Origin of the sequence: Hyalangium sp., assembly GCF_035629615.1 — a bacterium.
Taxonomy (GTDB): Bacteria; Myxococcota; Myxococcia; order Myxococcales; family Myxococcaceae; genus Hyalangium.
Genome location: NZ_DASPHO010000139.1, coordinates 1 through 25,341, shown reverse-complemented (window position 1 = coordinate 25,341; position 25,341 = coordinate 1). Strand labels below are relative to the sequence as shown.

The 25,341-nt window shown below is 69.3% G+C and carries 20 protein-coding genes and 1 pseudogene; 7 read left to right on the top strand and 14 right to left on the bottom strand.

Annotation, left to right across the window (positions count from 1 at the left end; all coding sequences use genetic code 11):
* Positions 1–228 precede the first annotated feature (228 nt).
* Positions 229–1,935, top strand: a complete 1,707-nt coding sequence (locus tag VD972_RS07030; protein WP_324982635.1) for a GTPase — start codon at positions 229–231, stop codon at positions 1,933–1,935.
* A gap of 222 nt (positions 1,936–2,157) precedes the next feature.
* On the opposite strand, the pseudogene VD972_RS45420 reads toward VD972_RS07030, so the two are convergent.
* Positions 2,158–2,370, bottom strand: a pseudogene (locus VD972_RS45420) (M23 family metallopeptidase); the annotation flags it as partial.
* Between the two features lie 338 nt (positions 2,371–2,708).
* On the opposite strand from VD972_RS45420, the gene VD972_RS07020 reads away from it, so the two are divergent.
* The 4 genes from VD972_RS07020 to VD972_RS07005 all read left to right on the top strand — a co-directional run bounded on the left by VD972_RS07020 (position 2,709) and on the right by VD972_RS07005 (position 7,511).
* Complete coding sequence (locus VD972_RS07020) at positions 2,709–3,365, top strand: TetR/AcrR family transcriptional regulator (protein WP_324982632.1); 657 nt, start codon at positions 2,709–2,711, stop codon at positions 3,363–3,365.
* A gap of 11 nt (positions 3,366–3,376) precedes the next feature.
* Entirely contained in the window at positions 3,377–4,276 is a 900-nt protein-coding gene (locus VD972_RS07015) for a sterol desaturase family protein (protein WP_324982628.1), read from the top strand.
* An 87-nt stretch (positions 4,277–4,363) separates the two neighbouring features.
* Positions 4,364–5,785: an amidohydrolase family protein gene (locus VD972_RS07010; protein WP_324982625.1), complete on the top strand. Its 1,422-nt coding sequence runs from the start codon at positions 4,364–4,366 to the stop codon at positions 5,783–5,785.
* Positions 5,786–5,921: 136 nt separating this feature from the next.
* The gene (locus tag VD972_RS07005) at positions 5,922–7,511 is read left to right on the top strand and encodes a glucose-6-phosphate isomerase (protein WP_324982623.1); all 1,590 of its coding nucleotides are present in this window, start codon (positions 5,922–5,924) and stop codon (positions 7,509–7,511) included.
* Between the two features lie 12 nt (positions 7,512–7,523).
* Here VD972_RS07005 and VD972_RS07000 read toward each other — a convergent pair whose 3' ends face one another.
* The 5 genes from VD972_RS07000 to VD972_RS06980 all read right to left on the bottom strand — a co-directional run bounded on the left by VD972_RS07000 (position 7,524) and on the right by VD972_RS06980 (position 14,921).
* The gene (locus VD972_RS07000; protein ID WP_324982621.1) at positions 7,524–11,531 is read right to left on the bottom strand and encodes a TOMM system kinase/cyclase fusion protein; all 4,008 of its coding nucleotides are present in this window, start codon (positions 11,529–11,531) and stop codon (positions 7,524–7,526) included.
* A 137-nt stretch (positions 11,532–11,668) separates the two neighbouring features.
* On the bottom strand, positions 11,669–12,673 hold the full coding sequence (locus VD972_RS06995; protein ID WP_324982618.1) for a cytochrome d ubiquinol oxidase subunit II: 1,005 nt from the start codon (positions 12,671–12,673) through the stop codon (positions 11,669–11,671).
* A complete protein-coding gene (locus VD972_RS06990) occupies positions 12,663–13,946 on the bottom strand; it encodes a cytochrome ubiquinol oxidase subunit I (protein ID WP_324982615.1) in 1,284 nt (427 codons plus the stop codon). The genes VD972_RS06995 and VD972_RS06990 overlap by 11 nt, the downstream gene beginning before the upstream one ends.
* A gap of 49 nt (positions 13,947–13,995) precedes the next feature.
* Complete coding sequence (locus VD972_RS06985) at positions 13,996–14,520, bottom strand: hypothetical protein (RefSeq protein WP_324982611.1); 525 nt, start codon at positions 14,518–14,520, stop codon at positions 13,996–13,998.
* Entirely contained in the window at positions 14,517–14,921 is a 405-nt protein-coding gene (locus tag VD972_RS06980) for a phage holin family protein (RefSeq protein ID WP_324982608.1), read from the bottom strand. The genes VD972_RS06985 and VD972_RS06980 overlap by 4 nt, the downstream gene beginning before the upstream one ends.
* A 291-nt stretch (positions 14,922–15,212) precedes the next feature.
* Between VD972_RS06980 and VD972_RS06975 the strand changes: the two genes are divergently transcribed.
* A complete protein-coding gene (locus tag VD972_RS06975) occupies positions 15,213–16,001 on the top strand; it encodes a hypothetical protein (RefSeq protein ID WP_324982606.1) in 789 nt (262 codons plus the stop codon).
* Positions 15,998–18,565 (top strand): RCC1 repeat-containing protein, encoded by a 2,568-nt coding sequence (locus tag VD972_RS06970; protein WP_324982603.1) that lies wholly within the window; start codon positions 15,998–16,000, stop codon positions 18,563–18,565. Before VD972_RS06975 ends, VD972_RS06970 begins: the two co-directional genes overlap by 4 nt.
* A gap of 23 nt (positions 18,566–18,588) precedes the next feature.
* Here VD972_RS06970 and VD972_RS06965 read toward each other — a convergent pair whose 3' ends face one another.
* The 8 genes from VD972_RS06965 to atpG form a co-directional block, all read right to left on the bottom strand.
* The gene (locus VD972_RS06965; RefSeq protein WP_324982601.1) at positions 18,589–19,617 is read right to left on the bottom strand and encodes an ADP-ribosylglycohydrolase family protein; all 1,029 of its coding nucleotides are present in this window, start codon (positions 19,615–19,617) and stop codon (positions 18,589–18,591) included.
* 152 nt (positions 19,618–19,769) lie between these two features.
* Complete coding sequence (locus VD972_RS06960; protein WP_324982599.1) at positions 19,770–20,225, bottom strand: Rrf2 family transcriptional regulator; 456 nt, start codon at positions 20,223–20,225, stop codon at positions 19,770–19,772.
* Entirely contained in the window at positions 20,203–21,222 is a 1,020-nt protein-coding gene (locus tag VD972_RS06955; protein ID WP_324982597.1) for an FAD-binding oxidoreductase, read from the bottom strand. The genes VD972_RS06960 and VD972_RS06955 overlap by 23 nt, the downstream gene beginning before the upstream one ends.
* 13 nt (positions 21,223–21,235) lie before the next feature.
* Complete coding sequence (locus VD972_RS06950; protein WP_324982594.1) at positions 21,236–21,601, bottom strand: group 1 truncated hemoglobin; 366 nt, start codon at positions 21,599–21,601, stop codon at positions 21,236–21,238.
* A gap of 152 nt (positions 21,602–21,753) precedes the next feature.
* Complete coding sequence (locus VD972_RS06945; protein WP_324982592.1) at positions 21,754–22,164, bottom strand: F0F1 ATP synthase subunit epsilon; 411 nt, start codon at positions 22,162–22,164, stop codon at positions 21,754–21,756.
* Positions 22,165–22,186: 22 nt separating this feature from the next.
* Positions 22,187–22,741: a hypothetical protein gene (locus tag VD972_RS06940; RefSeq protein ID WP_324982589.1), complete on the bottom strand. Its 555-nt coding sequence runs from the start codon at positions 22,739–22,741 to the stop codon at positions 22,187–22,189.
* A gap of 29 nt (positions 22,742–22,770) precedes the next feature.
* Positions 22,771–24,216, bottom strand: coding sequence for a F0F1 ATP synthase subunit beta (atpD, locus tag VD972_RS06935; RefSeq protein WP_324982586.1), 1,446 nt, complete (start codon positions 24,214–24,216; stop codon positions 22,771–22,773).
* Between the two features lie 133 nt (positions 24,217–24,349).
* Positions 24,350–25,267, bottom strand: coding sequence for an ATP synthase F1 subunit gamma (gene atpG / locus VD972_RS06930; RefSeq protein ID WP_324982583.1), 918 nt, complete (start codon positions 25,265–25,267; stop codon positions 24,350–24,352).
* Between the last annotated feature and the right edge of the window lie 74 nt (positions 25,268–25,341).

Sequence of the window (25,341 nt, the reverse complement as noted above, 5' to 3'; positions counted from 1 at the left end):
TGACCGCCGCCCTGGGCTTGCTGGCGGATGCGCCCGGCGCAGGGCGACGATACTCCGCCCAGGAGATCCCCGGCCCATCATCGCCATCTGGAGTGCCGTCCGCGGAAAAGGCCTCCACTCCGCGGCCCCTGAGTTCGCGTGGTCGTTGAATGTGGCAGTGCATGCTGAACGACCCTCGTTGCATTGAGCGCTGGCCTCTCGCGCGCGTCTCGGTGAGGCTGGGGGCGCGTGGACGAGACGAAACTGCCTGACCCCGAGGATCTTCAGCCCCTGCTCGCCGCCGCTCTGACGCTGCCGGCACTGAAGCCGCACGCCGCGCGCCTCGAGCGGCTGCGCCAGGACTACGCCCGAGGCGTCGCCCAGAAGGATGCGCCCCTCACCGTTGCCCTCGTAGGCGCCACCGGCGCGGGCAAGTCCACCCTGCTCAACGCACTGGCAGGACAGCAGCTGGCTCGCGAGGGAGAGAACCGCCCCACCAGCACCGCCTCCACCGTCTTCGCTCCCGTCGGCGCGGACCTCGACGCCCTCTCCCGCGTGGGCGCCACGGTGGTGCGCTACACCGCCAGCCCTCATGGGCTCTGGGGAGGGCAGATCTTCATCGACACGCCGGACCTCAACAGCGTCGCCACCACCCACCGCGAGGTGGCTCGCGCCGCGCTGGAGCTGGCGGATGTGGCCCTCGTCGTCATGCACCGCGGGAGCGTCGCCGAGGCCACCCAGGTCGAGTTCCTCGCCGAGTTCACCCGTCGCCGCTCCCTCGTCTTCCTCATCAACTTCGCGGATGAGCTCTCCGCCGACTCTCGCGAGGCCCTGAAGGCCCAGGCCCGCAAGCTCGCCTCGGAGCAGCTCGGCCTGCCTCAGGACTCCATCCCCACCTTTGCTGTCAGCGCCCGGGCCGCGCGCGAGGGCAAGGATCCCTCCGGTGAGTTCGGCTCCTTCCTCTTCCACCTCCGCGAGCTGGCCACTCAGGCCGTGGCTGCTCGCGTGCGCCGCGGCAACGCGCTGGGCGCTCTGGAGGAGCTGGCCAGACGCGTCGAGGCCGCACTTCAGGAGACCGAGGGACTGCTCGCTCGCACCCGTACAGCCCTGGAAGCAGGCGTCAGCCGCGCCAGCGAGGGGCTTCGCAAGGACTTCGACTCACGCCTCGGGCTGGCTCATGGCCACCTTGCCTCGGAGGTACGCAGGCAGGCAGCAGGCCGCTTCTGGGGACCCGCGGCGTGGGGGCTCCGTCTCTCGATGTGGGGCGCGGGCGGCATGGGCGCGGCCACACTCCTGGCTCGGCGCAGCCTCCCCGTAGGACTGGCGGTGGCAGCCGCCTCTACCGCGCTGGACGTGGTGAGGGACAAGACCCGCGCTCGCGCCGCCGAGGTCGCCGTGGTCGAGCCCTTCGAGGATGACCTGGCCGTGGAGTCCGCCGCGCGCGCCGCGCTCACCGAGGCCCGCGCCGTCGCCCATGCGAGCGGCCTGCCTCCCGAGACACTTGGCGTGCCTGACACGGACACGCTCCTCGCGGAGCTCCAGTCCGTGCGCGCGAGCACCTGGCGCTATACCGCCACCACGGCGATCGCGGAGGGGGTATCGGGCTGGTGGCGCGTGGCGCGCTGGCTGGTGCTCCCGCTCATCAACCTGCCCCTCTTCGTCCTGCTAGGGCACGTGGGCTACCGCGTGGTCCGCGCCTACCTCGAGGGCCCGCTGTTGACCGTGGAGTACTTCGTCAACGCGGGCGCCCTCTTCGTGCTGCTCGCGGGCGCGGGGGCGCTGCTGGCCTCAGCGAGTCTCGCGGGCGCTGGCGGAGCCGCTCACCGGGCGGGCCGGACGCGCTTTACGGAGGCCCTCGCCACCCTGAGCGGGAGGCTCGGAGAAGCCGTCGAGGACAGTCTTCGCTCCGGGCGGGATGCCGCTCGGCGCCTTCTGAGCCTCATCCGCGGCAGCTGAGAGCGACACCACCGCCTCGCCCGTCCGCGACAGCTCCTGTGCCGCCACCATGCTGTTCTGCGAGTCGCGGCACAGCGGCGCGGCCACGCGCGTGTCGCGCACCGGATCGCCGTAGCCGACAATCCGCGCCGGAACGGAGGGGTTGTTCCACCCACGCCCCGTCTCCTTCGCCACCTTGAAGTGCAGGTGCGGGCCACAAGACCAACCCGTGGCGCCGGAGAAGCCCACGAGCTGGCCCTGCTTCACGCGCTCGCCAGGCTTCACCACCACCGCGCTGAAGTGGAGGTACTGCGTCTCCAGCCCATCGCCGTGGGAGATGACGACGTAGTTGGCCTTGGGCGCGAACTTCTCGTCACAACCGCCCTCGGTGCTGTCGCCGCGCGAGAGGCGCACGACACCGTCCCGAGCAGCGACGATGGGCGTGCCCTCGGGCATGCGGAAATCCCAGGCATACGTGTCGTTGTACTTGTGACTACCCGTGTCATGGCCCTGGCTCACTGGATGGATGCGGCCACAGGCAAACGGGACGCCCACTTCGGGCATGTCCTTGAGGGTGTTGGGGGAGACCACTGGAACCGAAGCAAGAACCAGGAGGGTGGGAATGATCATGGTGAGGGTCGCCTCTCAACGGAGAGACCCGCTCAGACTATTCCGTGACGAATTTCACCTCTTGGCCCGCCCGGCGCCTGGCCCGCGCGCAGAGCCCCTGCCCTCTTGCTCGCTTACACCTGACTGACTGGTCACTCTTTAAATGGTGAGGTAGAAAGACGGTCATGCCTCAGCGAAAGGCCCGCCCGGCGACGGCCGCTCGTCCCCGCCGCACGCAGCAGCAGCGACGCGAAGAGACGCGCCGCCGGCTGCTCGATGCCACCATCACGGTGCTGATGGAGCAGGGCTATGCCCGGCTGACGACCGTGGAGGTGGCGAAGCGGGCCGGCACCTCCCAGGGCGCCATCTTCACGCACTTCGACACCAAGGCCGATCTGCTGTGCGCCTCCGTCGAGCACCTCTTCCCCCGCCTCATCCAGGACTACCTCGCCGGCCTGGGGAGCCTGCCGAGCGGGCGGGACCGGATCAGCGCGGCCATCCAAGGGCTGTGGATCATCTTCCAGCGCCCGGAGCTCCAGGCGGCCATCGAGCTCTACGTGGCGGCTCGCACGGACCCCGAGCTGCAAGCCGCGCTGGCAGCGATGGAAGGTCCCCACCGCGACAACCTGGTGCGCGTGGCGCGTGAGCTGTTCCCCGAGGCCGCCGCGCACAAAGAGTTCGAGGCCGTCATCGAGCTGGTCATCGACGCGGTGCAGGGAGGCGCCATCGCCCGGGTGGCGCGGCCCGATCACCCCGCCATCCACCGCATGCTCAAGGTCCTCACCCGCTTCGTCCACCGCAGCTTCTCCCGAGGCCGAAACCGCCCGCTCAAGCGGGCCTAGCGAGGTCCACCATGGATACAGCCCACATTCCCGACCTCATCACCCCGGCCATCCCCTTCTTCGTCCTCTCGCTCATCATCGAAGGGTTCGTGGTGAAGCGGCTGAAGGACGAGGGCCGCGATGTCGCCGGCCACACCGTCAAGGACACCACCGCCAGCCTCTCCATGGGGCTCGGCAACCTCGTCATCGGCCTCGTCTGGAAGGGCATCGCCTTCGCCTTCTACGTGGCGCTCTACGAGCTCACGCCGCTCCGGATGGGCACGGGCGCGCTGGCCTGGGTGCTGATCTTCTTCGGCGATGACCTCTGCTACTACTGGTTCCACCGCGTCCATCACGAGTGCCGGTTCTTCTGGGCCGGGCACGTGGTCCACCACTCGAGCCAGCACTACAACCTCTCCACGGCGCTGCGGCAGCCCTGGACGACGCCCATCACAGGCGCTCCCTTCTGGGCCCCCCTGGCGCTGCTCGGGTTCCACCCGGCGATGATCGTCGCCATGCAGTCCATCAGCCTCCTCTACCAGTACTGGATCCACACCGAGGCCATTGGCAAGCTCGGCCCCCTGGAGTGGGTGCTCAACACGCCCTCGCACCACCGCGTCCACCACGCGTCCAACCCGCAGTACCTCGACAGGAACCACGGCGGCATCCTCATCATCTGGGACCGGCTCTTCGGCACCTTCGAGCCCGAGCAGGAGCGCCCCCTCTACGGGCTGACGACGAACATCCGCACCTTCAACCCCCTGCGCATCGTCGCCCATGAGTTCGCTGCCATCCTGAGGGACCTGCGACGCCCCGAGCCGCTGCGCCTCCGGCTCGCCCGCGTCTTCCGCAACCCCGCGTGGAAGCCTCCCGGAGAGAGCGCCTCGGCCTCTGGAGGAAAGGCCTCGCCCTCCTCGACGCTCCCGGCTTGAACGAGCCCCCTCCCTGGCTCGGGAAGAGGCAGACTTCCTTCCCTGTTGGCGCGCCGCGCTGTGATGGCGCACGGGAGGCACCTGCACATGATGTCGCAAGCCGGGAGGGGTTCGTGGGGCTGGCTCGGGTTGATCCTCGGGCTCGTGGGGTGCGCGACCGCGCAGACCGCACAGCCGGTGCCTGCGGCCTCGACGCCCACCACGGAGGCACCGGGGGTGGCCTTCGTCGGCGTCTCCGTCCTCCCGCTGGACTCCGAGCGGGTGCTCGAGGACCAGACGGTGGTGGTGCGCGGCGAACGCATCGAGGCCGTGGGCCCCGCTGCCTCCACCCCTGTGCCCCCGGGTGCGGCACGGATCGATGGCAAGGGCCGCTACCTCATGCCGGGTCTGGTGGACATGCACATCCACCTGCTCCCCGGTGAGGGAGCCCCCTCGGACCTCGCCGGACAGCAGCTCAGCCTTCTGCTCGCCAATGGCATCACCACCGCTCGCGCCCTGGTCGCCCCTCCGAGCGCGCTGGCCCTCCGGGACCGCGTGGCGCGGGGAGAGGTGCTCGGCCCCCTGCTCCGAGTGGCGGGGCCCTCCTTCCACGGAAAGTCCGTGCAGAGCCCGGAGCAGGCCCGGCTCAAAGTCCGCGAGCAGAAGGCCGCGGGGTACGATCTGCTCAAGACCCATGGCGGTCTCGGCCGAGAGACGTATGACGCCATGGTGGCCGAGGCGAAGGCCCAGGGCCTGCGCGTCAGCGGCCATGTCACGCAGGACGTGGGCCTCACGCACGCGCTCGAGTCGGGCCAGCAGATCGAGCACCTCGACGGCTACCTCGCTGCGCTCCTGCCGCCCGAGGACACCACGAAGGTGGAGCAGGTGGAGTTCGGAGAGGCGCTCGCCCGAATGAGCCCGGCCCGCATCTCCACGCTCGCCGAGGCCACGAAGCAGGCCGGCATCTTCAACGCTCCCACCCTGGCCCTCTTCGAGATCGTCGCCAGCGATGGTGCGGTCCCCGAGCTGCGCTCCTCCCGGGAGCTGCGCTACGTCCCCTCCACCGCCGTAGACAAGTGGACGAAGGAGCTGCTCACGGGCCCGCTGGCAGAGGCCTCCGTGCCCGGCAAGCACCGCTTCCTCGAGCTGCGCCGCCAGGTGCTCCAAGGGCTGCACGCCGCGGGGGCCCCCCTGCTGGTGGGCTCGGACTCACCCCAGCTCTTCATGGTGCCCGGCTTCGCGCTCCACCAGGAGATGGAGGCGATGGCCGCCGCGGGCCTGCCTCCGCTCACCGTACTCCAGGCTGCCACTCGCAACGCGGCGGCGTACTTCGGGGAGAGCGACCAGTGGGGCTCGGTGGCGCCTGGCCAGCGCGCGGACCTGCTCCTGCTCAACGCCAACCCGCTGCAGGACGTGAAGCTCACCCGTGCCCTCGTGGGCGTCCTGGTGCGTGGCCAGTGGCTCCCTCGGAGCGAGCTGGACGCGAAGCTGGAGCAGGTGGCCACGGCCGCAAAGGCGCCCCAGCGCTGACACGCAAGCCCCTCACCGACATTGTGTTCAATGTCGTGCGATGTACACGCTCGGAGGAGCCCGGGCATTCTCATGGCTTCCCCCCATGGAGGCGAGGCGCTAGGACACCGGGGGAAACCCAGGCCGTGGGGGAGCAATGAGCCAACGTGAGCTGTGGGAGCGGTACAAGAAATACCTGTGCGTGTGCCCATCCTTGGGCTTCACGCTCGATGTCTCGCGGATGAATTTCGCCCCCGCCTTCCTGGACCAGATGCGCGAGCCCATGCGGTTGGCCTTCGTCGCCATGGAGGCCCTGGAGAAGGGCGCCATCGCCAACCCGGACGAGAACCGCCGGGTAGGCCACTACTGGCTGCGCGCTCCGGAGATGGCGCCCGAGGCGGGGATCGGCCGCGCCATCCGAGACACGCTCGCGGACGTGCACTGGTTCGCGGAGGAGGTCCACGCCGGCCGCATCGCCCCGCAGACGGCGGAGCGCTTCACCCAGCTCCTGGTCATCGGCATTGGCGGCTCGGCGCTGGGCCCCCAGCTCGTGTCGGACGCGCTGGGCGGCGCCACGGACGCGATGCGCATCTTCTTCTTCGACAATACGGATCCGGATGGAATGGACCGAGTCCTGGCGCAGATCGGCGACAAGCTGCCGGAGACGCTCACCCTCGTCGTCAGCAAGTCCGGCGGCACCAAGGAGACGCGCAACGGCATGCTGGAGGCCGAGCGCGCGTACCTGGCTCGCAGCCTCACCTTCGGCGCGCACGCCGTAGCCATCACGGGTGAGAACAGCGAGCTGGACCAGTACGCGAAGAAGAACAGCTGGCTGCGCACCTTCCCCATGTGGGACTGGGTCGGCGGGCGCACCTCGGTGATGTCCACGGTGGGCCTGCTGCCCGCGCGCCTGCAGGGGCTCGACATCGACGCGATGCTGTCGGGTGCGCGGGACATGGACCGGGAGACGCGCCAGCGGGACGAGCTCCGCAACCCGGCGGCGCTGCTGGCGTTGATGTGGTACCACGCCACCGACGCGCGCGGAGCCAAGGACATGGTCATCCTGCCGTACAAGGACCGCCTGCTGCTGATGTCCCGGTACCTCCAGCAGCTCGTGATGGAGTCGCTGGGCAAGGAGAGGGCCCTGGACGGCAAGGCCGTGCACCAGGGCATCGCCGTCTACGGCAACAAGGGCTCCACGGATCAGCACGCCTACGTGCAGCAGCTCCGCGAGGGCGTCCACAACTTCTTCGTCACCTTCGTCGAGGTGCTCAAGGATCGCCAGGGTCCCTCTCTGGCCGTGGAGGAGAACGCCACCAGCGGGGACTACCTGCTGGGCTTCCTGCTGGGCACGCGGCGGGCGCTCTTCGAGAAGGGCCGCGAGTCCATCACCCTCACCGTGCCGGACGTGAGCGCGCGCACGCTGGGCGCCCTCATCGCGCTGTACGAGCGCGCCGTCGGGTTCTACGCCTCCCTGGTGAACATCAACGCCTACCACCAGCCCGGCGTCGAGGCTGGGAAGAAGGCGGCCGGCATGGTGCTGGAGCTCCAGCGCAAGCTGCTCGCCCACCTGCACGGAAAGAAGGGAACAGCGGGCACGGCGGAGCAGCTGGCCGCCGCCGTGGGAGCCGCGGACGAGGCGGAGACGGTGTTCAAGGTACTGGAGCACCTGGCCGCCAACCCGGACCACGGGGTGACACGCACCGAGGGTGCCACACCCCTCGAGGCGCGCTTCAGCGTGCCGTAGGGCCGCCAGGCTTCAGGAGCCGAGTTCCTGGAGCAACGCCCGGGCCCGCACCAGGTCCGGAGCGTCGAAGCCCTCGGTGAAGCCCGCGGAGAGGGGCGCGAGAAGCGTTCGCGCCTCCGCGCGCTGGCCTTGCCGGAGCAGGAGCCGGCTCAGTGGGACGGCCGCCCGCAGCTCCACCATCCTCGCGCTCCGCTCCCGGGCCAGGGAGAGCGCCTCCCGGAGGAGGGCTTCGCCCTGAGCGGAGTCCGGCTCTCTCTCCAGCAGGAGGGCTCCCTGGCGATACAGCACGTGCAGGAGCGGGAAGACTTCACCCAAGAGCCGGGCCCGGCGCTGCGCCTCGCCCAGCCGCTCGAGCGCGGCCTCAGGCCTCCCCAGCCAGGCCTCCACCTCCGCCACCATGGAGGCGTAGAGGGCCCAGTACAGGGTGTTGCCCTGCTCATCCAGCAAGCTGAGGCTCCGCTTCATCGCCTCCAGGTCCCTCGTCGCCAGACCGCGCAGCAGCTGCGCATACGCTCCCTGGGACACGAGCCGCTGGCGGGTCGTCAGCTCCAGGAGCTGCGCTGAGAGTGCATCGAGCCGGGCGTGCTCTTCCCGCAGGTGGTGCAGCACGAGGGCGAAGAGGCTGGCCACGGCCAGCGTGCTCGCATGGTTCAGGCCACGAGCTCTGTCGATCGCGGACTCCATCACCCTGGCGGCTTCATCCGGGAGGCCCAGATGCCACTGCGCCAGCCCCAAGCCCATCATCGCGTGGACGCGCGGCTCGATCCCATACATCGAGATGGACCTGGGAGTGGGGACCTCGGGCAGCGACAAGGCCCGGGTGGTGTGCTCGCGCGCCTGCGTGAACCCCCCCTCGACAAGGTGACACTCTCCCAGCATCGCGAGCGCCACGAGCTGGTGGCTGGCGTCCTGCTTCAGCCCTTCCATGGAGACGAGCCGCTCTGCCAGCCCCCGCGCCTGAGCATGCTGGCCGCGCACGTGGTGGTAGTTCGCCAGCGCCCACAAGGTGGGGACGGCGTGCGGGCTGTCCCCCTGCCGATCGATCAGCGCCTGGCTCCGCTCCACCCGAGCCTTGACCGCCGCGTCCGACCAGCCCCGGGTGGACATCAGCGCCGGGGTGATGATGCCGTTGAGCTCCAGCTCGAGCCGCGCGCGCTCTCTCTCGTCTGGGAGGGTCTCGAGCCAGCCGAGCGCCTCGGTGGCGTGGCCGAGCGCTTCATGGTCCGCCGAGCGCAGCAGCGCCGCCAATGCCGCCTTGTGGGCATAGCCGAGCGCCTCACGCCTCTGCTCCGCGGCGGCGTGGTGGCGGGCGAGCAGATCCGGGCGCTGCTGGACGAGCTCCGGGAAGCGCAGCTCCAGCGCCACCGCGATGCGGCCATGCACCTGGCGGCGGAGCGGCTTGATCATGGACTCGTAGGCCGTGTCCCGGATGAGCGCATGCTTGAAGGCATAGACGGGGCCGTGCGCCGCGTGCCGGCGGTGGATGAGGTCCGCATCGATGAGCGTGCTCAGGTCCTTCTTCAGCGCCTCCTCATCGGAGACGGAGCTGGCCACGAGCACCTCGTAGCTGAACTCGCGCCCCAGCGCCGCGGCGAGCTGCGCGGTGGCCTTGGCCGTTCCGAGCCGGTCCAGCCGTGCCATCAGCGAGTCCCTCAGGGTGCTGGGGATCGCCAGGGAGCCAGGCGCTCTGCCTCGGACCTCTCCTCTCTGGGTGAGGGACTCCACCACCATGCGGGTCAGCTCTTCGACGAAGAGCGGCACCCCGTCCGTGCGACCCACCACCTGCTCCATCACCTCGCCAGGCAGAGGCGCCTCCCGGGTGAGCCGCTTCACCATCTCCTCCACCTGGTGACGCTCCAGCCGGCCCAGCTGCACCTGGAGCACGTGGGCCACAGACCAGGGTGGAGAGAACTCGGGGCGTGCGGTGAGCACCGCGCACAGAGGCGTGCTGGCGGCGTCCTTCACCAGCAGGGTCAACAGCTCCAGGGTCGTTGGATCGGCCCAGTGCAGATCCTCCACGACCAGGAGCACGGGCTGCTGCTGGGCCATCTCGAAGAGCAGCGCGAGCAGCACATGCAGGGTCTGCTCCTTCTGGCGCTGCGGGGACATGGCCTGCAGGGGATAGAGGCCCGAGGTGCCCTTGAGAGCGAGCAGCGAGGCGAACAGCGGCAGATGCTCGGCAAGGTTGAAGCCGTGCCGCGAGAGCAAGGCCTCGAGCGCGGCCGTGGCCTGCTCCGCTGTCGAGTCGCGGCCCAGCCCCAGCATCCGCTCCAGCATGTCCACCCACGGCCGCAGCGTGCTGTGGCGCCACTCGGGAGAGCAGCGGCACTCCAGGAAGGTGTGCGGCGTCTGGCGCGCCTGCTGCGTCAGCTCCTGCACCAGCCGGGACTTGCCGATGCCGGGCTCGCCCGTGATCAGGATGCCCTGCCCCATGCCCACCTGCACCTGCTTCCAGCGCTGCTGCAGCAGCTCCAGCTCCAGCGCCCGGCCAAACAACGGCCCAGCGGGTGTCCCCTCCAGCCCGGTGGTGGTGGAGCGCTGCCGGCCGGTGAGGCGGAACACCGAAGCGGAGCGCATGCCGGCCGCGATGCGGTGCACTCCCGAGGGTTCCAAGACGAAGGACTCTCGGAGCAGCTGCGCGCTCACCGCGCTGACGAGGATCTCCCCTGGCTGGGCGAGCGACTCCAGCCGCTCCGCCATCCCGGGCGTGCTCCCCACCAGCACTGGCAGTACCGCGAGACCCTGCCCGCGCAGCTCGTGGCTGACGGCGAGTCCGGTGTGGATGCCGATCTGGAGCTCCAGCTGGATCCTCTGGGTGCGAGCCAGCTCCGCGCCGCGCTGCTCCACCTGCGTCAACAGCTCCAGCGCCAGGTGAGCGGCGCGCTGGGCGTCGTCCTCCCGCGCCCGCGGATAGCCGAAGTAGAGCAGCACCCGCTCTCCCAGCACACCGCCCAGCCAGGCTTCCCGCTGGCGTGCCAGCTCGATGCAGGCCTCCTGCTGCGTCCACAGCAGCCCGTCCAGCTCTTCGACATCCGCGGTGGCAGCGCCCTCCCCCACCAGCTTCAGGCTGCAGCAGACGGCGGTGACCTGCCGGCGCTCACCGACGGCTGGGAGCGGGGGCGTGTCCAACACGGTGGAGAGCCCCCCGGCCTCCGCGGTGGGCCACCCTTGGGTCGCGCAGGACTCCAGCTCCAGCAGCAGGCCTTGCGCGGTGACAGCACGCACCTGGGGATCCTTCTCCGTGGCGCGCCGCAGCAGCCGACCGAGGCGATGGCCCGCAAGCCACTCGGGGAGGGCGACGGGTTCCGGGCCCAGCTGCTTGAAGATGAGCTCCTGCAGACGGTTGCCCTCCACCACGCGCTTGCCCGTGAGGCACTCCACGAAGATGAGCCCCCATGCGTAGAGATCCGTGCGCGCCGTCACCGGCTCGCCGCGGAGCTGCTCGGGCGCGGCATAGGCAGGAGTTCCCAGCGTGTCGCGCGTCCGGGTGATGCGCGACAGCTCCTCCCGCCGGTCCTCATCGGAGAGCGTGCCGAGCCCGAAGTCGAGCACCAGGGCGTTGCGCCGCACCCCCGTGCTGGTGAGCATGATGTTCTGTGGCTTGAGGTCCCGGTGGACGATGCCAAGCTTGTGCGCGCACCCCAGCGCGTCCAGCACCTGGAGCATCAGGTGCGCGGCCTCCCAAGGCGGCAGGGCCCCCTCTGTGGCCAGCACATCACCAAGAGTCCGGCCCGGCACATACTCAAAAACTGTATAGAGCGTGCCTTCGTCGGTCCGCCCGGAGTCGATCAGCCGGACGATGTGCGGGTGATAGAGCCGGGCGCACAGCCGCATCTCCCGTTGGAAGCGGGCGACGAGCCCTTCATCGCTCGTATGCAGGTGGCGGAGGACCTTGACCGCCACCTCCTGGCCCGTGGCCCGCTGGCGTGCACGGTAGACCTCGCTAAAGCCACCCTCTCCCAGCTTGGAGAGGATTTCGTAGCGATCCTGGAACACCGTGCCAGCGACGATCGAATCCAAAGCCTGAGACCTGGGGTGAAACCCTGAAGAGAGAGATCACTGCTTAGCCCAGATCTTCCAAGCCGCCGAGCCCCTTGGAGTCTGGGGTTACGGGGACCTGTGGAAATCCCTCATGGAAATGTCTGGGTTTGAGCCCCTCAGCCTCGGGGCGACCGGGACTGGAAGACTCGCAACAACAGAACGAGGGAGGGCACCACGGTCACCAGTCCCACGACAAGCGCCACCACCAACGCGCGCTGAACGCCAGGGCTGGCCGCCGCGGACTGAAGCGTGATGTCCGGCACCACCAGGTAGGGGTACTGCGACGCAGCCCAGCCGAGCACGATGAACCCCGCCTGCACCGCCGCCGTCACGCGGGCCTGGCGGAATCTGCGCCGCCACAGCAGGACGAACGTCGCCACCGCCGCCACCGCCGTGACTCCGTGCAGCGCCAGCGCGAAGGGCGCGTGGAGGAGCCCTCCCCAGATGCGGGGCGCTCCCTCTCGCGCGAGCAGCAGCACCCCGAGCCCCGCGATGAACACCGCCCCGCCTGCCCCCAGCGCCCGCTGCCGAAAGTCCTCGCGCAGCGGCTCCGTGTCCGCCTCCGCCGTGAGGTACACCGCCGCGAGGAAGGCAAAGAGACACAGCGCCAGCACTCCCACTGCCAGGGCAAACGGCGTCAGCCAGGAGGCAAAGAAGCCGCTGACCACCGCGCGCCCCTCCACACGGATCTGTCCGCTCACCACGGCGCCCACGCACATGCCGAGCAGCAGGGGGGAGATGACACTGGCCACGCTGAAGACGAGCCCCCAGCGCTCCTGCACCTTGTCCCCCCGCGCGTCGTATGTGCGGAAGGTGAACGCCGTGCCGCGGAAGACGATGCCCAGCAGCAGCAGTGTCAGCGGGACATGCAGCGCGACGGTGAGCGCTGCGAAGGCTCGGGGGAAGCAGCTGAAGAGCAGCACCATGCCCACGATGAGCCAGACATGGTTCACCTCCCACACGGGGCCCAGGGCCCGAGCAATGAGCGCCCGCTGCTCCGCCTTGCGAGGACCTGAGGCGAGCAGATCCCACACGCCCCCGCCGAAGTCCGCTCCGCCAAAGAGCGAGTAGAGGACGAACGTCCCCGCCACCGCGACCCCCAGCAGGAGCTCAGTGGGCATCGTCCCTCTCCCGTCCAGGCAGGGTCCCGGCCACCTGCCGCGCGAGGAGGAAGGCCACCACCACACCCAGGAAGAGGTACACGAGCGTGAAGGTCCAGAAGGGAGCGGCCAGGTGCGGCACCGGCGTCACCGCCTCCGCGGTGCGCATCACCCCGTGGATGATCCAGGGCTGACGCCCCCACTCGGTGACGAGCCAGCCTGCCTCCATCGCCAACACCCCCAGCGGCGAGGCCAGCAGCCAGGCCCGCATCATCCGCCGGCTCGCGGGCCACTCGCGCCGTCGCCAGCGCAGCACCAGCGTCACCACGGACAGCAGCGCCATCGCGCTCCCGGCCCCTACCATGAGCTGGAAGGCCACGTGCACCTTCGCCACGGGTGGCCAGTCCTCCCGAGGGAACTCATTCAGGCCCTTCACCTCCGCGTCTGGATCTCCAAAGGCCAGGATGGACAAGCCCTTGGGAAGCTCCAGCCCTCCCAACCGCAGGGGTGCGCCGCGCTCCGTCTCGAAGTGACCCTCCATCGCGGCCAGCTTCACCGGCTGCGCCTCCGCCGCATGCTTCGCCAGGAAGTCTCCCACCAGCGGCTGCAAGAGCGCGGTGAGGCACGCCAGCGGCAGCGCCACGGCCAGCGCCTTGCGGTGGAACGTCGAGCCCGGGTGCCTGAGCAGCACGAAGGCGTGGATGCCTGCCATCGCGAACGCGCTCGCCTGGTAGCATGACAGCAGCACGTGGGCCGTCTGGTACTTCCAGCCCGGGCTGAACATGGCCACCAGCGGCTCGATGTTCGTCGGGCCCGCTGGCGTCGGGGTGAAGCCAGACGGATCGTTCATGAAGACATTGACCAGCGTGACGAAGAAGGCGCTCGCCGCGCCGCTCACGGCCACCATCACCCCGGAGAACAGGTGCAGGCCCGGAGACGTCCGCTCCCTCCCGTACAGGTAGATGCCCAGGAAGATCGCCTCGGTGAAGAAGGCCACGCCCTCCAGGCTGAAGGGCAGTCCAATGACTTCGCCGTACTGGCCCATGAACTCGGGCCACAGCAGCCCCAGCTCGAACGAGAGCACCGTGCCGCTCACCGCCCCCACCGCGAAGAGGATGGCGGTCCCCTTCGCCAGCTTCTGGCTGAGCAGCCGGTAGTCCGCGTCGCCCGTGCGCCGGGCCTTCAAGTCGCTGATCACCATCAGCACCGGCAGCGCCACGCCCGCAGCCGCGAAGACGATGTGAAAGGCCAGCGACAGCCCCATCTGGGCCCGCGCATAGAGCAGATCGGTCACAGAGAATCAATCTGCGTTATGCGCGATCTTTAGGCAATTAAAATTACTTCTAGCCTTTCGCAGGCTGGGTGCGCAGCCTGGGCACGAGCGCCTGGACGGAGTTCTTCGCGATGTTGGACGCCAGGGCCGTCCCGAAGATCATGATGAGCTTGCGGCCCAGCTCAATGGGCAGCGGCCGCTGCTCTGCGGAGGAGGCCACGCGGTCCGGGTGGGCCCACGCGCGCCGGATGGCCTTCAGGCGCTGCTTCGTCAGGATCTGCTCCCGGTGGCGCGCGCGCCACATCGCCACGCCCACGCCGATACCGGTCAGCACGGCGGCGGTGATGGCCGCAGCGATGATCAGGTCCTGGTGCCGCGAGACCTGGAAGCGCACGTCCAGCGCTCTGTCCCGCCGCCGGTCCAGCTCCTCCAGCGTCAGGAGCAGCTCATCGCGGATGCGGTCCGCCGTGCGCTCCACCTGCTCACGATCGTCCAGGCCCTTGGTGATGCGCTTCTGCTCGTCGGCCTTCGGGTCGCGCCGCTCGATCTTCTGCTGACCTTCGTTCTTGTGCTCGAGATGGCCCCACTCGTTCATTGCAGTGTCTCCCGTGCCATGTCGAAGTCGGCCTTGAGCCGCTCCTGGGTGTGCGGCAGGGGCTTCTTCGGCAGCCGCTTCACGCCGAACCAGGCCAGCCCGCCGGCAATGAGCAGGATGGCCACTCCCACCAGCAACACGCCCAGCCAGGCGGTCAGCGGCAGCGCCAGTCCCAGCGCGACGAAGAGGGCAGCCAGGCCGCACAGAGCCAGCGTGAAGCCCGCCCCCAGCAAGATGCCGCTGGTACGCGCGGCCTTGACCTCCTCGCGCAGCTCCTTCTTGGCATGCAGCAGCTCGGCCTTCACCAACAGCTTCGTCTCGGCGAGGGCATGTCGCACGAGCTCAGCGGTGCTCAAAGACTCCAGTTGGCTTCGCTCCAGGCGTTCCGATTCGAGATCCACGTCTCCGCCTCCGGACTCGAGAGGCTCGGTCGTGCGTCCCTGCACGCACCGTGTGCCCCTGCTCTGGCACAAGGTGGGCAGGACTCCCCACGGGGTGAAGTCCCTGCGGCGAAGGGAACACCCGGCCGCCTGCCTGCCCTACGGCTGGCGCGGCGCCTGGAAGAGCAGCCGGCTGGTGGCGAGGGACCGCATATTCGAACGGGACTGTAACATGCCCAAGTGAGGTGTGAGCAGGCGCTTTCCGCTCTATTCTCAGCCCCCATGAGCGACCCAAGGCGTCTTCTGCCGGCGATGCTGGTTGCCGGACTGCTGGCCCTGGGAGTGCTGCCGCTTCCGGCTCACGCCCAGGGAAAATTTGAGCGCCACCTCACCGCGGCCGTGAGGCTCTATCAGAGCCTGGAGTACGAGCGAGCCCTCACGCAGATCGAGCTCGCCCGGAAGCTGCCGCACAGCTCGGAGCAGGAGGTGGAGCTGTCCCTCTATGAAGGCATCATCCTCGCCGAGTCTGGCAAGCAGGAGTCGAGCGCCGCCGCCTTCAAGTCGGCGCTCCTCGTGCAGCCCGAGGCGGTGCTGCCCGTGAAGGTCTCTCCCAAGGTGAAGAGCCTCTTCGAGTCCGTCCGGGAGCAGGTCCAGCGAGAGCTGGCCGCCCTGGCGCCCAAGCCCGAGCCCCCCAAGGTCGAACCGGCGCCCCCACCGCCGCCTGCTCCCACCGTTGTGGCCCCGCCCGCGGCCGTCGCGAGCCAGAGCTCCTTGCGGACAAGCCTCCGCAGCGCCGCACCAATCATGGCCATTGCGGGAGGCAGCCTCGTCGTGGCGGGGGGCATCTCCTGGGCCATCTCCCGGGGCGAGTTGAATCGGCTGCGCAGCGATGACATCGCCCTCAACAGCCGGGAAGCCGTGAACCAGACCGTGTCGAAGGGGCGCACCTGGCAGACGGCGGGTGTCACCCTGCTGGGAGTGGGGACCGCCGGGCTGATCACCGCGGCGGGAGGCTTCCTCCTGGGAACGTCCGCGGAGCCCGTGGCGGTGGGCCTGGGGACGGATGGAACATCCGCTTTCGTGTTCGGGAGGTGGCCATGACGACGGTAAGCAAGCTCTGGAGCGTCCGGTTCGCAGCAGGGCTCGTTCTCGCCAGCGTCCTGGGGTGCGCTGACTTCGACACGGAAGGAGATGCCTACTGCCAGCGGAACCCGGCCCGCTGCAACCCGGACAAGACGCCCCCCACCATCGCCGCGAGCGAACAGTCCGCCGCCAGCGTCCTGGGTCCCCAGGCCGTCACCTTCAACGTCACGGCGCAGGACGCGGAGACCCAGAAGCTCCACTTCGTCTGGACGGCGAGCGGCGGCACCCTCGGGGAGCCGGCCCACACCGACACCACGAGCCAGGTGTCCTGGACGGCTCCGCATTGCACGCCTTCCGGCACGCCCATCACGCTCAAGGTGACGGTGACGGATGATGGCGGGTTCTCGGCTGAGAAGTCCTTTACCGTCTCCGTCAACGCCTGCCCGTCTCCGACGATCGCCGCGGGCGGTGGCCACTCGCTGGCCCTGCGCGCCAATGGAACGATCCTGGCGTGGGGCCTCAATGTGTACGGCCTGCTGGGGACGGGCTCCTCGGCCGTGCTCTCTGCCACCCCCGTGCCCGTGACGGCGCTGACGGCCGTGTCCACGCTAGCGATCGGCCAGTACCACTCGCTGGCGGTGCGCGCGGATGGCTCCGTCTGGGCCTGGGGCCTCAACAATGGCGGCCTGCTCGGCGTGGGAGCAGACACCGAGTCCGTCGCCACCCCGACACCTGTGACGGGACTGACGGCCGTGACGGCCGTAGCCGCGGGCGGCAACCACTCGCTGGCCCTGAAGAGCGATGGCACCGTCTGGGCCTGGGGCGAGAACGGCCAGAGCCAGCTCGGAGATGGGACGACCGTCGACCGCACCACTCCCGTGCAGGTGTCCAGCCTGTCCGACGTCATCGCCATCTCCGCGGGCAGGAATCACTCCCTGGCCGTGCGCAGAGATGGCACCGTCTGGGGCTGGGGTACCAACCGGAGCGGCCAGCTGGGAACGGGGACGACCGCCACTCACGCTACCCCCATCCAGGTGCTCAACCTCTCCAATGTGACCGCGGTCTCCGCGGGTGGCGAGCACTCCCTGGCCGTGCGCAGCGATGGCACCGCCTGGGCCTGGGGCGCCAACTATAACGGCCAGCTCGGAGATGGGACGACGGTCGACCGCACCGTTCCCGTACAGCTCGTCGGCCTGAGCAATGTCACCGCGCTCGCCGCGAGCTCTGGCCACTCCCTGGCCCGACGCAGCGATGGCTCCGTCTGGAGTTGGGGAGACAACGAGAACGGCCAGCTCGGGGATGGGACGACCACCAGCCGCCCCCAGCCACTGCAGGTAAGCGGGCTGTCCAACGTGACCGTGATCGCCGCCGGCAACAGCCACTCCCTGGCCCTTCATGGCGATGGCACCGTGCATGCCTGGGGTGGGACGACCTTGGGGCAGCTGGGAGACGGCAGCTCCAGCATCCGCGTCTCGGCCGTGCAGGCAGCCGTGCCGTCCAACATCCTCTCCATCGCCGCAGGCAGCTACCACTCCCTGGCCGCGCGCAATGATGGCACCGTCTGGACCTGGGGCCAGAACAGCTCCGGCCAGCTTGGAGACGGGACGATGCTCCAGCGCAACGCGCCCGCTCAGGTGCCCGGGTTGAGCAATATCGTGTCCGTTGCTGGCGGCAACTCCCACTCTCTGGCCATGCTCAGCACAGGCACGGTGCGCGCGTGGGGACAGAACTTCGCAGGCCAGCTGGGGGATGGCACGACCACCGACAAGGCCACGAGCGTTTCGGTGAGCGGACTGACGGGAGCCTCCTCCCTCTACGCTCTCGCCGCTGGCTCTGCACACTCGCTGGCCCTGAAGGATGGCACCGTCTGGGCCTGGGGCTACAACATCTATGGCCAGCTCGGGGACGGGACGACCATGAACCGCCTCACCCCCGTGCAGGTGCCCGGCCTGACGGGAATCATCGCCATCGCCGTTGGCCAGTACCACTCGCTGGCCCTGAAGGACGATGGCACCGTCTGGGCCTGGGGCTATAACGCCTACGGCCAGCTCGGGGACGGGACGACCATGAACCGCAGTGCTCCCGTGCAGGTGTCCGGGCTCTCCAATGTCGGCCCCGATGTCGTCGCCTCCAATGCCTCCCCCATTGCCTGCGGGGCCTACCACTGCGTGGCCCGCAGGAAGGATGGCACCGTCTGGACCTGGGGTGACAACAATGACGGTCAGCTCGGGAACGGGACGACCATCGATCGCCTCACGCCCGTGCAGGCCACGGGGCTGACCGGCGCGATCTCCGTGGCCGCTGGCCGGTCCAGCACCCTGGCCATCGGCACGGGTGGCATCATCTGGGTCTGGGGTGACAACAGCTCCGGTCAGCTCGGAGATGGGACGATTGAGAGCCGCACCGCTCCGGTGCAGCTGTCTGGCCTCTCCAACTTCACGGCCCTGGCCGCGGGTGACTACCACGTGCTGGCCCTGCGCAACGACGCCACCGTCTGGGTCTGGGGCTTCGGTGAGTATGGGCAGCTCGGAGACAACACGCCCCCGGCCCGCCTGACGCCCGTGCAGACCCCCTTGCCCTGAGGCTCCTGCCGCGAGGTGCTGGCTCAGCGCTTGCGGTGCAGCGCGAGCGCCGTGGCCAGCGTCTCGCGCACCTGCCGCGCCTGGAAGAGCCGGTTCGCCGTGTCCACCAGGTTGTCCAGGTACAGCACCTGCTTGCGCAGCCGCGGCGGCAGCGCCCGCGTGCCCAGGTGCGCGCCCAGCAACGCCCCTGTCACCGCCGCCGCCACGTCCACCTCGCCTCCGCACCGCAGCACCAGCGCCACCGCCTCGCGGAAGTCGTGCGGCACCTTCAGCGCCGCGTAGAGAGAGGTGAGCAGCACCGGCACCACGTGCGCCGGCAGCCCATCCACGCCCTGCAGCTCCGCCCGGGGCACTCCCACCTTGCGCAGCGCCGTCAGCGCCCTCGCCGTGTCCCACGTGAGCAGCCGCGGCAGGTGGCGCAGCTCCTCCGCGAGCACCTTGTCGTGCTCGGCCGCGGAGAGCGCCAGCTTCTCGCAGAAGGCCGCCGCCGTCAGCGGCTCCTCCTCCATGCCCAGTGACACCGCCTGCGCGAAGGCCGCCGCCGCCGCCGAGCACGTCGGATCCTTGTGCGTGACGATGGTGAGCACCCCCGCGTCGTGCGGCAGGCGCTTGTGGCCGCTGGTCTCGAAGAGGCCCACCACCATGGCCCGGCTGAGCACCGAGGGACACTTCACTCCCAGTGGTGCGCCCGCACTCATCCACGGTGCGCCACCGGCCAGCCGCTGCAGCGACTCCGAGAGCCCTCGCGGCGGCTGGAGGATGACGCCCTCCTGCCACAGCCACGCGAAGTGCGCCGCCGCGCTGCGCCCATCCACCTTGCCCTCGCGGATGACGCTCTCGCTGGCGGCCAGCATCAGCTGCGTGTCGTCGGAGAACTGTCCCTTGGCGAACTTGCCGCGCGGACGCGGGGCGAAGTCGTCCGCCAGGTGCGTGAGCCGCGTGAGGCTCGCCGGGGGAATGCCTCGGAGCGGGAAGCCGAGGGCATCCCCGATGGCAAGGCCCAGGAATGCCGCATGGAACCTGTCCTGGCGCTCAGCGGGAGTCAGCGGCATCGGAGGCGCGCAGATTAGCCGAGCGTCCGGCCAGGACCAGAGCAGAAATCGGCCGAGCGGCTCAGTCCCGTCCCAGATTCACCACTGCCTGCAAGCGCGCGACCACGGCCTCTGCTCCCTCGTGCAGGTGTGTCCCATCCCACAGGAAGGGCTCATGGACTGCGCGCAGCGGCGACGGGGAGGAAGAAGTCCGTCAGGTCCTTGCGCGAGCGCTTCGTCAAGTCCACCAGGGTGTACTTGTCGAGCACCGAGAGGAAGGCGTCGCGCGCCTCGGAGAGCACACCCTTGAGGCCACACGCAGGTGCGATGGGGCAGGTGTTCTTCTCCCGATCGAAGCACTCCACCAGGTGGAAGTCCGGCTCGGTGACTCGGAACACCTGACCCAGGGAGATCTCCGAGGGCGCGCGTGCCAGCATGACTCCGCCCGAGCGCCCGGGGCGCACCTCGATGAAGCCATGGCGACCCAGCGCCTGCATCACGCGCACGAGGTGGTTCTTGGAGATGCCATAGGCCTCGCTCACCTCCTGCGTGGAGACGAGACGCTCCGGGTGCGCGGCCAGGTACAGCAGGACTCGCAGCGAGTAGTCAGCGTGAAGCGTCAGATGCACGAGTCGTCGCTCCCGCTCCTTCTGGCCGGCTGGCGCTCGGCAGGAAGGCATCCGCGTGGATGTCCTTCAGCGAGAGCCCCGCCAGGAAGAGCTTCTTCCGGAGGGATAGCACCAGGTCCGGATTCCCGCAGAGGAATGCGCGCCAGCCGACGGGCTTCGGACACACTTCGCGGATGAGCGCGTCGAGCGCGCCCACGTGGATCCCCTCGCCCAAGCGGCCCTCCAGCACGCTCGGCCGGTAGTGCAGGTTCGAGTGGCGCGCGGCCAGCTCGCGCAGCTCCTCCACCAGGTAGAGCCCCCGCGGATCCCGGGCGCCGTGGAAGAGCCAGAGCGGGCCGGTGTGCCCGGCCTCCAGCGCGTCCCGGACGATGCCGTAGAGCGGGGCCAGCCCCGTTCCCGTGCCCGCAAGCAACAGCGGCTGCTCCGGGCGGCCTGGGACATAGAAGCACTCGCCCGCCGGGCCCTGGACTCGCACCGCGTCCCCGGGCCGGGCCTCCGCGTGGAGCCAGCCGCTCATCGCCCCGCCCGGAAGCAGGCGCACGTGCAGCTCGAGCACTCCCTCACGGGGAAGGCTCGCCACCGAGTAACTGCGGGCCAGCCCGTCCGCACGCAGCAGGGTGAGGTACTGGCCCGTCCGATACTCGAAGGGCATCTCCGGCCGCAGCCGGACCCGCAGCACATCCTGGCTCAAGCGCTCCAGCGACTCGAGGCGCGCGGGCACGCGCAGCTCGTCCGCGTCGCCCGCGAGCTCGAGCTCGGCACCCGGCTCCGGCCGGCACGAGCACGCCAGGAAGTAGTTGCGCGCCTTGAGCGTCTCCTTGAGCCCCGCCTGGGCCTTCTCCGGCACCGCGCCGCGCGCCGCACGCATGAGGCAGGACTGGCACACCCCCGCCTTGCACGCATGCGGCACGGGGATGCCCTGCCGCAGCAGTCCGTCCAAGACAGACTCCTCCGGCTCCAACGGGTACCACTGCGCCTGGTAGCTCACCCGGGACATGGGCCGCTCCTGCCTACCGGTTCAGGATGTCCGCGCGCATGCTCTCCGCCGCCTGGAGCACCTGCTGGATGAGGGGCTTGGCGACTCCCAGCTCCTCCAGTGTGCCGCCCAGGTGCTCTGCCACCGCGTTGAAGTGCGTGTCGTTCAGCCCGCTCTTCACCAGGTGCGCATGGCCCTTACGCATGTCCAGCCCGGTGTAGCTGTTGGGTCCACCGCAGACCATGGTGAGGAACGCCTTCTGCTTCGCGGACTGGCGCTCCATGTCCACTCCATCGAAGAAGCGGCTGATGCGGTCATCCGAGAGCACTCTCCGGTAGAAGAGCTCCACCGCCGCGTCCATCGCCTTCGCTCCGCCGATCTGCTCGAACAAGGTGCTCATGCGCGCCTCCTGGCCCCATGGGGCTTAAAAGATGCATTTAAGATGCATCTTTCAGGGCGCGGCGTCAAATACCCGAAAGTCAGAGTCGAGCGAGGGTGTCGAGTCAGGGGAGGGAGTGGCTCGGGTGAGCCCGGGCCGTCCGAGTGCGGCGGCTAGGGCGTGCGGATGCCGGCGGCGGCCATCCGCGCCGTCTCGCGACGCACCGAGGCCTGCTCGACTTCATACCGGGCGTCCTCGGGCTTGAGGTCCTTCAGGCGCTGCTGCGCATCCATCATCCGCCGGCGAGCAGCCTCCACGTCGATGCCGGACACGGGCTCGGCGCCATCTGCCAGCACCAGCACCTTGTCATTGCCCACCTCGACGAAGCCGCCCGCCACGAAGAAGGACTCGCGGCGGCCGCCGTCGATCAGCGTGAGCGCCCCCGGCTCCATCAGCGACAGGAAGGGCGTGTGGCCCGGCCGCACGCCGAAGAGGCCATGGCCACCCGGGACGATGGCCTCGTCCGCCTGCACGGAGAGGATGCGCTTCTCAGGGGTGACAATCTCCACGCTCAGCTTGGCCATGTGTTCCTCGGGGACTGCTGCTTCAGAATGAGAGCCGGTAGGTCTTCCTCCCCACCGCCTCGAACTCCACCTTCGCGTCGTCCGTCAGGCGCGGGCCCTTGCCGGGAATCCCCAGCGTCCCCTCCAGCCACTTGAAGTGGCCCTTCATCTGCCGCACCTCGCCCAGCTCCTTCGAGCCCAGCAGGAAGTCTTGCAGGCGCCTCTCCTGCAACCTCTGCCCGTTGCGGTCGTACAGCTCCGCCACCACCGTGTTGGCCCAGGCCGGCACCCGGACCTTCTTCTTCCCCCGCTTCTCCACCCCCGGCCTGCTGCCCTTCTCCGCCAAGGGGCGCAACAGCCAGAAGCGCTCCCCGTCATTGGAGGCGAAGTAGATGTCGTCCACCGTGCCGATACACCCGGAGAACTGCCAGGAGGCCTTGCTCTCCGTGAGCATCTCCACCCGACACTTCCCTGGCCCCTCCTCCACCAGACGCACGATGAACTGCCCGTTGGCGCTGACGTGGGACTTGCTCTTGCGCTCCTGGGCCGCCCCCGGGAGCGCCAGCAACAAGGCCAGGGTAAGGAGGGTGCGGCACATGGTGCACCTCCGGGACGGGCGGGACGGCCTTACGCGGCCGCCATCTTCCGGGCGTTGTCGAGCACCTCTTCAATGCCGCCCGCCATGTAGAAGGCAGCCTCGGGGATCTCATCGTGCTTGCCCTCGGCGACCTCCTTGAAGCCCTGGATGGTGTCCTGCAGCTTCACGTACTTGCCTGGCTTGCCGGTGAAGACCTCGGCCACGAAGAAGGGCTGCGACAGGAAGCGCTGGATCTTCCGCGCCCGCGCCACCGTGAGCTTGTCCTCCTCGGAGAGCTCGTCCATGCCGAGGATGGCGATGATGTCCTGCAGCTCCTTGTAGCGCTGGAGGATGCCCTGGACCTTGCGCGCCACCGCGTAGTGCTCCTGGCCCACGACGTTCGGATCCAGGATGCGGCTGGTGGAGTCGAGCGGATCCACCGCGGGGTAGATGCCCAGCTCGGAGATGGCGCGGTTGAGCACCGTCGTCGCGTCCAGGTGGGCGAACGTGGTGGCGGGCGCCGGGTCCGTCAGGTCGTCGGCGGGCACGTAGATGGCCTGCACCGAGGTGATGGAGCCCTTGTTGGTGGAGGTGATGCGCTCCTGCAGCGCGCCCATCTCCGTGGACAGCGTGGGCTGGTAACCCACCGCGCTGGGGATGCGGCCCAGGAGCGCGGACACCTCGGAGCCGGCCTGCGTGAAGCGGAAGATGTTGTCCGCGAAGAGGAGCACGTCGCGCCCCTCCACGTCCCGGAAGTACTCCGCGATGGTGAGCGCCGTGAGGGCCACGCGAGCGCGGGCGCCGGGCGGCTCGTTCATCTGCCCGTACACCAGCACGCACTGGCTGTCCTCCAGCTTGTCCATGTTGATGACCTTGGAGTCCCTCATCTCGTGATACAGGTCGTTGCCCTCGCGCGTGCGCTCGCCCACGCCGGCGAACACCGAGAAGCCGCCGCGCTCCTTGGCGACGTTGCGGATGAGCTCCTGCAGGAGCACCGTCTTGCCCACGCCGGCGCCGCCGAACAGGCCGATCTTCCCACCACGGGTGTAGGGCGCCAGCAGGTCAATGACCTTGATGCCCGTCTCGAAGGCCTGGACGCGCACGTCCTGGTCCACGAAGAGCGGGGCCGGCCGGTGGATGGGCCAGGATTCCGTGGCCTTCACGGGGCCGATCTCGTCCACCGGATCGCCGGTGACGTTGAGGATGCGGCCCAGGGTGGCCTTGCCCACCGGCACCTGGATGGGGGCGCCCGTGTTCCTCACCGAGGTGCCGCGCGCCAGGCCCTCGGTGGAGTCCATGGCGATGCAGCGCACCATGTTCTCGCCCAGGTGCTGCGCAACCTCGACGGTGAGGTTGTCCGCCAGCGAGCTGATCGTGGCGTTGGTGACCTTGAGGGCGGTGTACACCTCGGGGAGCCCGCCGGGCGGGAACTCCACGTCGACCACGGGTCCCAGAACCTGGGTGATCTTGCCTACCGTCGCAGCTTGAGCGCTCATGAGTTCGTCTGCCTCTTGCGGAGGCCGGCTGGGGAGCCGCCTCGCGTCGAAATCGGCCCGAGGGTGGGAGGGCGCGCCCCCTTTACCGGGGGGCCCCGCCCGGGTCAAGCCTCGTGGCGGCCGGGTCGCTTCGCTACTTGAGGGCCTCGGCGCCGGAGACGATCTCCATGAGCTCCTTGGTGATGACGGCCTGGCGCGTGCGGTTGTAGGTGAGCGACAGGCTGGAGATCATGTCCGTGGCGTTGCTGGTGGCGTTCTCCATGGCGGCCATGCGGGCGCTGTGCTCGCTGGCCACGCTCTCCAGCAGGGCGCGGTACAGCTTGATGGAGACGGCCTGCGGCACCAGCCGATCCAGCACCTCCTGGCGGCCCGGCTCGTACTTGAAGTCCACCATCGCCAGGCTCGAGGCCGGGCGGGCGGCCAGCGTGCCCGGGGTGGCCGCGGCGGGCTCGGCCGCGGTGGGCCCGAAGGTCTGCAGCGGCAGCATCTGCGAGACGACGACCTTCTGGGTCATCGCGGAGACGAACTCGTTGTAGATGATGTAGACGACGTCCACTTCGCCATTGAGGAAGCTGGCGGTGAGCTCCTCGGCGACGCCCTTGGCGGAGAGGTAGTTCAGCTTCTGGTAGAGGTAGCCGAAGTCCTTGCGGATGTTCTGGCGGCGGTTGCGGAAGAAGTCGTGGCCCTTGCGGCCCACCGTGGAGAACTGGATGCGCTCCAGGGCGCCGTTCTCGTAGAGGAAGCGGCTGGCGCGGCGGATGACGTTCGAGTTGAAGCCACCGGCCAGGCCGCGATCCGAGGTGAGCAGCACCAGCTCCGCGCGCTTGATGGGGCGGGCCGTCAGCAGCGGGTGCGCCACCTCCTGCTCCGCGGAGCGGGCCGCCAGATCGGAGATGATCTGGTCCAGCATCTGCGCGTAGGGGCGGGCCGCGATGATGGCGTCCTGGGCCTTGCGCAGCTTGGCGGCGGACATCATCTTCATCGCCTTGGTGATCTGCCGCGTGTTCTTCACCGAGCGGATGCGCTTGCGGATGTCGCGAAGAGACGCCATGGGGCCTGTTGCTCCTGTCGGGTCGCGGGCCTGAGCCAGCCTTTCCAGGCAAGCAGGCACCGAGCGGCGCCCCC

What these genes read in the sequence shown, in the direction of transcription:
- VD972_RS06955 (WP_324982597.1), bottom strand. Translation starts at nt 21,222, where the DNA reads ATGTCCCGGGTGAGCTACCAGGCGCAGTGGTACCCGTTGGAGCCGGAG.
- VD972_RS06975 (WP_324982606.1), top strand. Translation starts at nt 15,213, where the DNA reads ATGCTGGTTGCCGGACTGCTGGCCCTGGGAGTGCTGCCGCTTCCGGCT.
- VD972_RS06945 (WP_324982592.1), bottom strand. Translation starts at nt 22,164, where the DNA reads ATGGCCAAGCTGAGCGTGGAGATTGTCACCCCTGAGAAGCGCATCCTC.
- VD972_RS07005 (WP_324982623.1), top strand. Translation starts at nt 5,922, where the DNA reads ATGAGCCAACGTGAGCTGTGGGAGCGGTACAAGAAATACCTGTGCGTG.
- VD972_RS07020 (WP_324982632.1), top strand. Translation starts at nt 2,709, where the DNA reads ATGCCTCAGCGAAAGGCCCGCCCGGCGACGGCCGCTCGTCCCCGCCGC.
- atpD (WP_324982586.1), bottom strand. Translation starts at nt 24,216, where the DNA reads ATGAGCGCTCAAGCTGCGACGGTAGGCAAGATCACCCAGGTTCTGGGA.
- VD972_RS06940 (WP_324982589.1), bottom strand. Translation starts at nt 22,741, where the DNA reads ATGTGCCGCACCCTCCTTACCCTGGCCTTGTTGCTGGCGCTCCCGGGG.
- VD972_RS06950 (WP_324982594.1), bottom strand. Translation starts at nt 21,601, where the DNA reads ATGAGCACCTTGTTCGAGCAGATCGGCGGAGCGAAGGCGATGGACGCG.
- atpG (WP_324982583.1), bottom strand. Translation starts at nt 25,267, where the DNA reads ATGGCGTCTCTTCGCGACATCCGCAAGCGCATCCGCTCGGTGAAGAAC.
- VD972_RS07015 (WP_324982628.1), top strand. Translation starts at nt 3,377, where the DNA reads ATGGATACAGCCCACATTCCCGACCTCATCACCCCGGCCATCCCCTTC.
- VD972_RS06985 (WP_324982611.1), bottom strand. Translation starts at nt 14,520, where the DNA reads ATGAACGAGTGGGGCCATCTCGAGCACAAGAACGAAGGTCAGCAGAAG.
- VD972_RS06970 (WP_324982603.1), top strand. Translation starts at nt 15,998, where the DNA reads ATGACGACGGTAAGCAAGCTCTGGAGCGTCCGGTTCGCAGCAGGGCTC.
- VD972_RS07010 (WP_324982625.1), top strand. Translation starts at nt 4,364, where the DNA reads ATGATGTCGCAAGCCGGGAGGGGTTCGTGGGGCTGGCTCGGGTTGATC.
- VD972_RS06995 (WP_324982618.1), bottom strand. Translation starts at nt 12,673, where the DNA reads ATGCCCACTGAGCTCCTGCTGGGGGTCGCGGTGGCGGGGACGTTCGTC.
- VD972_RS06965 (WP_324982601.1), bottom strand. Translation starts at nt 19,617, where the DNA reads ATGCCGCTGACTCCCGCTGAGCGCCAGGACAGGTTCCATGCGGCATTC.